The 10,904-nt window shown below is 60.0% G+C and carries 10 protein-coding genes and 1 pseudogene; 10 read left to right on the forward strand and 1 reads right to left on the reverse strand.

All coding sequences use genetic code 11. The features are described from left to right. Nucleotides 1–749: 749 nt before the first annotated feature. From RI03_RS20645 to RI03_RS24230, 4 genes are all read left to right on the forward strand, one after another. Nucleotides 750–1,331 carry a hypothetical protein gene (locus tag RI03_RS20645; protein WP_010219652.1) on the forward strand — a complete coding sequence of 194 codons (582 nt, stop codon included), beginning with the start codon at nucleotides 750–752 and terminating at the stop codon, nucleotides 1,329–1,331. A gap of 116 nt (nucleotides 1,332–1,447) precedes the next feature. Then, on the forward strand, nucleotides 1,448–2,842 hold the full coding sequence (locus RI03_RS20650) for a relaxase/mobilization nuclease domain-containing protein (RefSeq protein WP_238542482.1): 1,395 nt from the start codon (nucleotides 1,448–1,450) through the stop codon (nucleotides 2,840–2,842). A 17-nt stretch (nucleotides 2,843–2,859) separates the two neighbouring features. After that, nucleotides 2,860–4,005 carry a hypothetical protein gene (locus tag RI03_RS20655; RefSeq protein ID WP_138995781.1) on the forward strand — a complete coding sequence of 382 codons (1,146 nt, stop codon included), beginning with the start codon at nucleotides 2,860–2,862 and terminating at the stop codon, nucleotides 4,003–4,005. Between the two features lie 13 nt (nucleotides 4,006–4,018). Then, nucleotides 4,019–4,165: a hypothetical protein gene (locus RI03_RS24230; protein ID WP_170318437.1), complete on the forward strand. Its 147-nt coding sequence runs from the start codon at nucleotides 4,019–4,021 to the stop codon at nucleotides 4,163–4,165. Between the two features lie 31 nt (nucleotides 4,166–4,196). Here the strand turns inward: RI03_RS24230 and RI03_RS20660 are convergent, their stop codons facing one another. After that, nucleotides 4,197–5,498 carry a PDDEXK nuclease domain-containing protein gene (locus RI03_RS20660; RefSeq protein WP_026046932.1) on the reverse strand — a complete coding sequence of 434 codons (1,302 nt, stop codon included), beginning with the start codon at nucleotides 5,496–5,498 and terminating at the stop codon, nucleotides 4,197–4,199. 139 nt (nucleotides 5,499–5,637) lie between these two features. On the opposite strand from RI03_RS20660, the gene dinB reads away from it, so the two are divergent. The 6 genes and pseudogenes from dinB (at nucleotide 5,638) to RI03_RS20690 (ending at nucleotide 10,392) form a co-directional block, all read left to right on the forward strand. Next, nucleotides 5,638–6,723, forward strand: coding sequence for a DNA polymerase IV (gene dinB / locus RI03_RS20665; protein ID WP_026046933.1), 1,086 nt, complete (start codon nucleotides 5,638–5,640; stop codon nucleotides 6,721–6,723). A gap of 17 nt (nucleotides 6,724–6,740) precedes the next feature. Further along, the gene (locus tag RI03_RS20670; protein WP_010219659.1) at nucleotides 6,741–6,938 is read left to right on the forward strand and encodes a DUF763 domain-containing protein; all 198 of its coding nucleotides are present in this window, start codon (nucleotides 6,741–6,743) and stop codon (nucleotides 6,936–6,938) included. 832 nt (nucleotides 6,939–7,770) lie between these two features. After that, the gene (locus tag RI03_RS20675) at nucleotides 7,771–8,049 is read left to right on the forward strand and encodes a type II toxin-antitoxin system RelE/ParE family toxin (protein WP_010219661.1); all 279 of its coding nucleotides are present in this window, start codon (nucleotides 7,771–7,773) and stop codon (nucleotides 8,047–8,049) included. Nucleotides 8,050–8,053: 4 nt separating this feature from the next. After that, nucleotides 8,054–8,344, forward strand: coding sequence for a HigA family addiction module antitoxin (locus RI03_RS20680; RefSeq protein ID WP_010219663.1), 291 nt, complete (start codon nucleotides 8,054–8,056; stop codon nucleotides 8,342–8,344). Nucleotides 8,345–8,389: 45 nt separating this feature from the next. Continuing rightward, the gene (locus RI03_RS20685; protein WP_010219664.1) at nucleotides 8,390–9,073 is read left to right on the forward strand and encodes a MobA/MobL family protein; all 684 of its coding nucleotides are present in this window, start codon (nucleotides 8,390–8,392) and stop codon (nucleotides 9,071–9,073) included. A 768-nt stretch (nucleotides 9,074–9,841) separates the two neighbouring features. Continuing rightward, a pseudogene (locus RI03_RS20690) lies at nucleotides 9,842–10,392 on the forward strand (recombinase family protein). Nucleotides 10,393–10,904: the final 512 nt, after the last annotated feature.

Consider the following 10,904-nt stretch of genomic DNA (forward strand, 5'->3'; position numbering starts at 1 on the left):
GGGGGCTGGCTTGCGCCTGCTCGTGGCTCCGGTCGGACAGCAGACTGTATCAAGGAGGCGCAGGAACGGTATGCTGGGGACGAAACTATTCGGCCCGTTGAGTGAATGCTCAGCGTGCTGGAAGTATGCGGGTTTTCGTCAGGTGCTCGGGAGTGACGCCAAATGCTGCGCAACAGCCTCGCCGCCATGAAGTCCAATCGCCAACGCGATGGCCTTTGCGTCCGCCTTCGCCATCGTCGCGATCTTGATGCGTCGAGCGCAGCCAAGAGGACGGGGCGGCCAGCATCTCGGGCGGCTAGTTCTGCTGCCTTGGCCTGTTCATCGAGTGCGGCAAGTTCGGCTTGAAGGGCTTCTCGGCGAGCCTCGATGGACGACAGGTCGATCGATTTAAAGGAGGCTCTCGGCATTGCGGGCTCCGCTGTGGAGGGTGGTATGGGACGTCCACAATGTCGAAACCGCTCGGAGATTGCTAGTCCGTTCCAGCTGGCGGGGCTCGTTCACCTTTAAACCGATCGCCACCCTTAGAGAACGCGGCGCCGACGATAGCCAAGCTAACCAAGCGCGATGCCGTTGGTTCAGGCAGGGGAATGCCCCAACCCACGACCTCCTCCGCGTCGAATGAGCTGGGGATGGTTGTGGGAGAGAGGTACTGGAGGTATTAGGATGATAGATTAGGTATGGCAGGATATGCCAAACGGCACCAATGTTAAACATTGGTTTGTCTGGCACCGCTGCACGGGGCTTTTAAGATGAACGTAGGGCTGCGCCTCAAGGATGAGCTGGTCGCCGAGGTCGATCGCATCGCAGCCTCGAATGGGCAGACGCGCAGTAGCTGGATCGCTAACGCAATCGCTCGTGCCGTCGTGTCACCCTCCAATGACGACCTTCCCAATTTGCCGCTTGAGGGGAGGGGCCATCCCGACGACCTGATCCGCGTGACCATCCGGCTTCATCGAAGCGAGATTGAGGGGATCGAAACGGTTGGTGCCTGCTTGGGGCTATCGCGCAATGAGTGGATCAAGCGTACGATCCGCTGGCAGCTCTGGGACAAGGCGGCCGTCCTTCGGCTCGCACCTGCGACCGCGAGCGAACTCGGAAAAGCCCGTAAGCTCGTCATGAAGATGAGCGATAACGTCAACCAAGCGGTTCACGCGATGAACGCCGCCAACATGCCGGGCAGCTCGCTCGACATCGCGCGGATCGCCGGATCATTCATCGAGATGTGCGGCGACTTCAAGGCCAAGCTGTTCGAGGCACGCCGCTCGTTTTCGTCTTCTGTAGGTGCAGAGGTTGGTTACTGGACGTCAAATCATGAGGGTCGCGAAGGATGAGCTTCCGGTTCTCTTCTGGTACGATGGACTCCATGGCCGGGGTCTTTGCGCCCCCCAAAAGGTACCGGCTTGGGTCGGGTGGTGGATCGCCAAAGGCGCCCAAGGCCGGGGGCACAATGCTCGGCATCGCGGTCGCCTCGATGTTCCCGAAACCGTCTTCTTCGGCAGCTGCATCGCGGCCGAGTGGCCAGGCAAAACATGCCTTCGGGGGTGGCACACAGGCTCGGATGAGCGGCCGCGCCGTGATGACGATGGACCGCACGTCGCGCCGCGTGCCCGAGGTGATGGTCCGCATCACCGGCCGCCAGCATGGCGGTGGTCACGTCCTTGCCAACTTTGCTTATATCAGCCGCTTGGGGCACGGACCGGAGAAGGAACTAGGGCTTGAGACGAGTGACGGCGAGGTTCTTCGCGACGGTCTCGACATGCAGATTCTCGCGCAGGACTGGCACGAATGGGAGATGGATGGGGATGCTCGGCGCAAGGGAGCAACCTCGATATCGATGATCCTATCGATGCCAACAGGGACCGATCCGGAGAAGCTGAAGGCTGCGGCCGTCGACTTCGCCAGGGAAGAGTTCGCCAACCGATCGTGGGTCGCCGGCCTCCATGTCGATCGCGATCATCCGCACGTCCACATCACGATCGCGCGCCGGGATCTCGATGGTCGGCGCTTCCATCCGGACCAAGACGATCTCTTCCGCTGGCGTCAGCGGTTCGCCGAGAAGCTGCGCGACCGAGGCATCGAGGCGAACGCGACACCGACGCGTGCCCGCGGAATTGACCCGACTCATGAACATATCGCGGTGCAGAAGATGCGGGATAAAGGGCAGGTCCCGCGCATCGATGTAAGCCGTGCCGATCGCGCGCAGCGCCTTCGTGATCGAGGCGTTGCGGACCCGGTTGATGCCATCCTCCGAAGCCGCCGTGATACTGTCCAGGCAACCTACATGCGCTTGATCGCGGAGCTCTCAGCATCCCCATCCTTTGCCGATCAGGTGGTCGCGCAGAGCCTTGGAAAGTTCGTCTCGTCGTTGCCGACACCCGAGGCCAATTCAGCTAGGGCGATGCGAGAGGCGGAAGAGAAGGGCCATGTTCGAGATCCCTTCGCGCCAACGCTCGAACGCGGAGCCGATGACCCTAAAGGGGCAGAGCCCCTCAGCACGCTGGCACGGCTGAAGGCCCTTCGCGCCAAAACGGTGCAAGGCGATGATGCACCCGACATCGCGCTACGCCGACCGACCCGCCCCAACCCAGATCGTCGGACAGAGGTGTCCGATCGGATCCAGGCGCTCATAGAGAAAGCGAACGGGCTTACCGACCGGACCAATGGGGCCGAGCCGCCCGATGCTGAAGCCGAACGACTGCGAGCGCTCATGGACGAGGCCAGGAAGCCGGTTGAGCCGCTCGAAACGGACCGTGCTGACGAAATCCTCCGCCGAGTCCAGGACCGCGAACGGGCTGAGCAAGACCGTGACCGAACGCGCGATAAGGACGGACCGCGCCGATGAGTACAGAGGGGAGCACCGTGGTTCTTGCCGCACTGTTCGACGGGGTTTCCCTCCTCCAGGGGCAGATCGCGGCACTTGCCCAAAGCAACTCCCGCATCGAGGAGACGCAGCGCGTGATCCTCGATCGTATCGACACGATCGATGCCGGGCAGGTTGCCGTTGCCGATATCCTCTCTATCCTCGAGACGATCCTCGGACGTGTGGTCGACGATCGTCAGCGGACGGACGCCGGCTACGAGAGCGTCGTGAAGGTGTTGGCAGCCCTCGCCGATGGGCACCGGGAAGCGCGCGAGGAAATAACGACGATCGTGACGGTGCTGGAGGCGATCGTTACTAGCGCTGGCGCGGATCGTGCCGCGATCGAAGCTGCGATCGGCCCTCTCGCTTCGGGCGTAGAGAAGCTCTTGGAGCTAACAATCGCGAACACTCGGGCGGATAGCGACGAGCCGCCCCGCCTTGGTCCAGCATTGACGCAAATCCTCGCGAACCAGGTCGAGGATCGGAAGATGAGCCGAGCCGGCTTCAAAAAGGTCAGTAGCTTGGCCGCTTTCAGCTATGCGGCCGCCAGCGGACATCGCGGATCTCTGCCCGTCGATGTGGAAGACGATCCTCTCCTGGAAATGTACCTACTCGCTCAGCCCGCCGACCTGGTGTCGAGCGAGCGAGCCCTAGTCCGTTGGCGTAACGCGGCAACAGCCGCAGGCACGACCGAGCTGATCGCGATACTGAAGAAGCAATACCAACCGTCACCAACAGACACGCGCGAGACCCGCGTGCTGCGTTACAGGCTTGCTGCCATCACGCGAGCCACAATCACGGGTAGGGGAGCCACACCGCCGACACCGCCCTCCACCATCATCCCAGCCGACCGTTCCGCTGCCGCCTGCGTCATTCGCTCGCAGGAACTCGCGCAGCTATGGCGCGCCGGTGAGAGCACTGCTCTGTACGCTGAACCCGAACTCGCCGGTGCGCTCGACTTGTTTGCGCTGGCCGAGCGTCAAGCTGGACCCACTTCAGAGGACTGCACCTCGCCCGAGCTGGTCGCACTTCATCGAGAACTGGCAACCCGTGTGGAGGCAGGTAATCGCCCGTCACTAGCCGACGTTCGTCCGGCTCGCGCAAACGACCGATCGATAGCTGCCGAAGTCGAGCAGGATCGCTGATCGACCGGTGGCCATGTCCAGTGACGCGTCACGGATCCACCGCCTTCAAACCCGCCCCGACACGCGGCAGGTTGGTCAAGAACTCAGCAAAGACGCGCCGGTCTTCCATGTGTTCAAAGGCCAGGCTGTCGAGGTCCTCGATCCGGTCACCTTCCGGTGACGATGATTCCCGGCGCTCACATAGGGGATGATCAGCGGTTTGCCCGATAGTCCCTGATTTCCGCCAGGAAGCGTGCCCCGGCCTCGTTGGCAAGCTCAGCCTCGTCGGGTGCCACATCCACGCCGTGCGCAGCGCTGTGCAGGCTTCTGACGATCCGCATAAAATCCCTAGCCGACGGCAGGGATCGCACGGCTTTGCTTTGTTGTACGAGTTCGTTGAGCGGCAATGGGCGGTCCGATGTGATGCCCTCGTCCTGTGCTAGTGAGCGTAGCTCGCGCTCGATATCGATCCGGAGCCTTACGAGCGACATCAGCGGGAATTCGCGAGCCAGGTCGTCCGCGGTCGGTAGCGCCGCCTGCAGCGAGATCGGAAGGGCCCCGGAAAGCTTGTATTCGGCAACGCCCATCGGTTTCGCGGAATCGCGTAGCGCATATTCGACCACGACAGCGTTCTTGCCCTGGCATAGGATGATGCCGATTGTCGGCGCATCATCGGCATGGCGCAGCAGATCGTCGATCGCCGATAAATAGAAGTTCATCTTGCCGGCGAACTCTGGCTTGAAGTCCTCGATCTTCAGCTCGACGACGACGAAGCAGCGCAGTTGCAGGTGATAGAAGAGCAGGTCTAGGTAATAATCCTGCCCGCCTACCTCAAGATGGTACTGGTTGCCGACAAAGGCGAAGCCTTTGCCTAATTCGAGGATCAGCGATCGCAGGTGATCGAGCAGGCTGCGCTCTAACTCGCGCTCCGAGATATCAGGTCCCAAACCAAGGAAATCGAAGCTGTAGGGATCCTTGATCAACGCTTGGGCGAGGTCGGATTGCGGGGCGGGCAAGGTACGAGCGAAATTTGTAATCGCCTTGCCTTGGCGCGCGAAGAGGTCGCTGCCGATCTGATGGGCTAGAACCTTGCGGCTCCACCCGTGTTCCCGCGCTTGCTCGCCGTACCAGATACGCTGGGCGGGATCCTTGACCGTCTCGAGCAGGCTGATCGCATGGCCCCACGGCAATTGTGCAATAACCTGTTGCACGATTTCGCGATCGGGGAACGCCTCCGCCAGCGCCCGCATATATTTGAGGTTTCTCGGCGAGAAGCCCGTCATCTCTGGGAAGTCGCGCTTCAGGTCCGCGGCGAGGCGATCGACGATCTTGGCGCCCCATCCGGCGCTGTCCTGTCGCTCAAGGATATCGCGGCCGACACCCCAATACAGCAGCACCAGCTCTTCGTTGACCGCCAACGCCGCCCGAAGACGCGATCCCCGGATGCGCTCCTTCAATGCGTCTAGAAGCTGGACGTAATCACTCGAATCGAAAGGGGACGGTACAAGGCTCATGCCGGCACGGTAGCATCAACGGCCTCTCGTGACAGGAGGGGCGAACCCGCCCACGAGGCGGCGTGCGGCTCCCTTAGATCGCTCCTGCGGCAAACCGTAATCCGTTCCCACTTTGTTCGAAGAACGGTAAGGTGGGAAAATGGACAGTCTAGGCATCAGGAAGATTATCCACGTCGACATGGACGCGTTCTTCGCGTCGGTTGAGCAACGAGATGACCCATCGCTTCGCGGTCGTCCGGTAGCGGTCGGCCATGCGGCCGCGCGCGGTGTGGTGGCCGCGGCAAGTTATGAGGCTCGTGTCTTCGGAGTGCGCTCGGCGCTCCCCTCGGTTACCGCGGCGCGACGGTGTCCGGATCTCGTGTTCATGCCGCCACGCTTTGACGTGTACAAGGCGGTTTCGCGACAGATCCACGCTATCTTCGCCGAGTTCTCCGACCTCATTCAGCCGCTCTCGCTGGACGAAGCCTATCTCGACGTGACCGACAATCGCCGCGGACTGCCGACCGCTTGGTCGACCGCGAAGGAGATCCGGGCGCGAATTCTCGAGGAAACCGGCCTGACGGCCTCCGCCGGCATCTCCTTCAACAAATTCCTCGCCAAGCTCGCTTCGGATCATCGCAAGCCGAACGGACAATTCGCGGTGACGCCGGACATGGGTGCCGATTGGGTCCAGACCTTGCCGGTGGCGCGCTTCCACGGTGTGGGGCCGGTCACGGCGGCAAAGATGCAGCGCCTCGGGATCGAGACCGGATCCGATCTGCGCGCCAAGCCACTTGCCTTCCTGCAGGAGCATTTCGGCAACTCGGCCGACTGGTATTTCCGGATCGCACGCGGGATCGATGATCGGCCGGTCAATCCGAACCGCCAGCGGAAATCATCGGGCTCGGAGATAACCTTCGATCGGGACCTGACGGCGGCCGCCGAGATCGAGGCAGGCGTGCTTGGTCAGGCGGACGACGTCTGGCAGTGGTGCGCGAGGGCAGGGGCCTTCGGTCGCACCGTCACGGTCAAGATCAAATACGCGGACTTCCAGATGATCACGCGCAGTCGGACACGTCCGACCGCTGTCAAAACCCAAACCGGGCTGCGCGACACGAGCCTTCGTCTGGTCCGGTCGGTATTGCCGACAGAGAAGGGCATTCGGCTGGTCGGAGTCACAGTCTCGAACTTCGACCGATCCGTCGTCGCGGAGTCGCTTCTGCCTTTGTTCGGTGAAGCGCCGTAGATGGCGGGCACCGTCTGATGGAGCGCCGCGCCGGCAGCGCCGACATGCCCCTGCATGGCGGGCGTGTGCCCGCCTGGCTCGGGCAGCGTATGACGAAGCTAGGCGCCGTCATCACGGAAGCGATCGTGCTCGAATATGGCCGTGACGAGTTCCTGCGACGCTTGGCACAGGCATGTGCCGGGGAACCGGGTGTGGCTCAAGAGCTGAATTGGTGAGAAGCGGAACGGCCGTATCTAGGCAGGATGGGTGGGAAGCGGACGTTCTGCTCCCTCGCGTCCGTTTGAAATGACCGTCATGCAAGCGCGACAGCATTGGTAGACGTATCGCTACAGCGATCCCCGGCAACAGGATGCGGGTTAGATCCCCTGCCGCTGGAAATGCCTTGGTGAAGTGGAAGGCAGAACTTCCACTTATTTAATGACGGACGGTTAGAAAGGAAGCTTTGCTTACGCAAGATTCTGGAGAGTTTTATTCCTCCATTACTTATTCCTATGTCGGGACCGTAAACCGCGTATTAACGTTCTCTAATTACATCTAATCAGGCTCCCGTGAATTACTAGAACATGGATTCACGCTTAGACGCAAGTGCCTGATTTGCGATATCTACTTTGAGAAACCCTCGGTTCTGTAGGTAATTACAACGATGACGTGAGCGTGCGGCTTTCGGCCTTTCATAAACCGATTGCCCTAAAAACCCGTGCGGCAACTGGATTACGAAAGCCAAGGGCCTTCTTATGGCTTTTAAACAGGCTCCTACGACACGGTCAAGAAGGCGTGGGACAAGGTGGCGGATGGACTGTGGCGACGGGCGCAGCGGCTAAGGCAGCGGGTGGAACGGCTGTGCGAACAATATCTCAGCGAGGGCACGGATACGCTTGACCATCTGTGTTTGAGCGAGGGGGAGGAAGCCGTTGAACTGCTCGCCAAGTACGGTTTGGTCGAGCCTTCAGGGCGAGGGGGCACCTGGACGCCGGCGGGCAGGGCATTGCTAGCCTCAACCTGATCTAGAATGCTTGTATCGCGTATCGACACACGATACAAAGAGCCGTGATAATCGGATTTCGGCACAAAGGACTCGAAGCCTTCTACAGCACGGGTACGACGCGCGGCGTTCAGGCAGCGCACGTGAAGAAGCTGCGGAATATCCTTGGCCTGTTGGATGTCGCAGCAGGCCCGGACGACATGAATGTGCCGTCGTTCAAGCTCCACCCACTAAAGGGCGAGTTGAAGGGCCATTGGTCGGTTTGGGTCAACGGCAACTGGCGCGTCACCTTCCGCTTCGTGGGGGCAGATGCCGAGCTGGTCGATTACCAGGACTATCATTGAGGCCATGATGATGATGCATAACCCTCCCCATCCCGGTGAACTGCTCCGCGAAGAAGTCATTGCGGCATTAAACCTCTCGGTCACCGAAGCTGCCAGCCGCCTCGCCATGTCGCGCGTGGCTCTGTCACGCGTTTTGAACGGCAAGGCCGGCATCAGCCCCGACCTAGCCCTACGGCTCGAACAGGCAGGGGTAAGCAGCGCGCGAGCATGGTTGGCTATGCAGGCCAACCACGATCTTTGGTGTGCACGCCAGCATGTGCAGCCATCGGTACGCCTGTTGCAGGATGCCGCCTGAAATTAGCGCAGGAGGTTAGGTCAACCCGGGTGTTGCGGCGAGAGAATGGTGATAGCGATCTATCATTTTAGCACGAAAATCATCGGGCGCTCAGCTGGGCGCAGTGTGGTGGCAGCCGCTGCTTGGCAGAGCAGCAGCCTCCTCTACGACGAGCGGATAGGGCAGTGGTCCAGGTTTACCGGTAAGAGACTGGTCGAGTTCTCAACGGTCATGCTCCCTAAGGATGCCCCAGAGGAGTATCTTGATCGTGGCTGGTTGTGGAACGCGATTGAGGTTATTGAGAAGCGGGCTGATGCCCAGCTCGCCCGCCAGTATGACGTGGCCCTGCCAGATGAGCTGCTCACCGCCGAGCGTATCGGCGCTATGAAGCGCTTTGCGTCCGTTATTACGGGTTCTGGGTACCCGGTCGATGTGACGCTGATCAAAGCCGCGACGGATGAGTCAAGAACGCGGCATCATGGCTATATGATGATGGCAATGCGCCCTTGGGAAAACGGCAGGTTCCAAAACAAAGGACGCGAATGGAACACGCGCAAAAAGCTGGTCGAGATGCGGACTCTTTGGGCTGATATTCTCAACCAGATGCTTGAGGAAGGCGGCCATGCTGAGCGGGTAGACCATCGGTCTAACAAAGCTCGAGGTATTGTTGCTGAGCCTAGTGATCATGTCGGCGTCATTGCTACGCAGATGGCACGACGAGGAGAGGAGCCGGATCGATTGCGCCGTTAATATTGGGATTCCTGTCATCCGCTGATGCAAAAATCAAAAGTTTTGCATCAGGTTAGGTGAGTATGCCGATGGCCACGATGGGGCAACAAGTCGATTCCTAGCTATCTGACGCTCCACGAGGTCAAGCAGCGGGCGGACCATGTCTCTAAATTAAGCCGCATGATACAAAGGAGGGCACGAGCAGAAAAGCTATTGCCCGAAGATACTTCGACAAGCGCAAGATGGCCGTCCAAAGATATTACGGGGTGTGAGAACGCCCCCCAGTTCCCACCCCCCAATTCTGCCACTTCCGCCTGCCCCTTCCAAGCACAAGAAGGAACGAAGGGGCCATGTGGTGAAATACTTTGCATCATCCTCAATTCTTCGAACTCACCATCGGTTAGCTTCATTGCTTCTCGGTAGCTTGCGACGATTTTACTCATGTCCGACATTTCGTACGGAGCCGCTTTAATGATCGGAGGGTATATGACCCGACCATCGCGCTCGAAAGCCGAATAGGCGGTCTGTAAAAGTGAGCAAACTACTGGCGACGTCGGCGCGGCTTTTGCGCTAGGTACCGATAGGACAAGAGCGGCCGCAATTCCTGCAAGAAACATGAAAATACCCTTACTCACGGCGGAAGTCTAAAGCCTTTTACGCGAAAGCGCCCAGTCGCCTAACTGCCACTTAGCGCCGTTCTGATGCACAAATCACAAGTTTTGCATCAAATGGAAAAGCGCCCAAAACCCGACACTTCCATGATGCATAAATCCGATGCACAATCGGCGCATGATTTACGGCTATGCGCGTGTCTCATCCAACGGCCAGGACCTGGCGCAGCAGCTCGCCCAGCTCGACGCGGCCGGTTGCACGAAGGTCTATCGCGAGAAGATCAGTGGCGGGACCGCCGAGCGGCCTCAGCTTAAGCGCGCGATCGCGCGCTCGATGCGGGACGTGCTGATGGTGACGTCACCGATCGTCTCGCCCGCAACACGCGCGACCTGTTGAACATCCTCCATGCGGTGAAGGAGGCTGGAGCCGGCTTTCGCTCGATCGCGGAGCCGATGGTGGATACCACCTCACAGTTCGCCGATGTCATCATTGCCGTGTTGGGGGTCGCAGCCAGCTACGAGCGTCATCGTATTACCGAGCGCACCGCTGCCGGCAGAGTCCAGGCCAAGGCACGGGGCGTGAAGTTCGGCCGACGTGCTGCTCTGACCCCTCACCAGCAGTCCGAGGCCCTACAGCGGCTTTTAGCCGGCGACACGCAGCGCACCGTCGCCACTCTACTTGGGGTCAATCAAGCGACGATATCGCGACTCTCTCGCAGGCCTGGTTGATTGTGGAATCAGAACGAGACTTAGGAAATAGCCCGCTACACCAGATAGATAAAAAAATGCCCCGCTGCGGGGGGGCAGCGGGGCGCTTTAAAAACTAGCTAGGTAGGGGGGAAACCTAGCCGGTCTGTTGTAAGAACCAAGTACGTAAAAATCAGTTCCCGGTTTCATAATCTTAAATGCCCTGCCGGTCGTCCACCGGCAGGGCACTGCGAGCTTTCACCGCCGCCCCCCCCCGGACGGGCGGGACGCTGCAAGCTAGAATAAAACCGAGAAACCAACGCTGTGTTCCCATGCATCTGGATTGTGCATCGCGAAACGCACCGCTTCCCCTCGTTTTTCAGCTGATGCAAAACTTGTGCAGACTGTGTGAAAACCCGGTCTGAGGATTCCCGCGGATCGCTGCGCATGGTATATTTTTGGCATGGCGCATCTGTCTGGAACGGACCGCTCGCAGCTCCTGTTGCTGCCCGAGGCGGTGGATGATTATGTCGGACCGGATAATCCGGTCAGGT

Source organism: Sphingomonas sp. PAMC 26621, assembly GCF_000251145.1.
Classification (GTDB): domain Bacteria; phylum Pseudomonadota; class Alphaproteobacteria; order Sphingomonadales; family Sphingomonadaceae; genus Sphingomonas.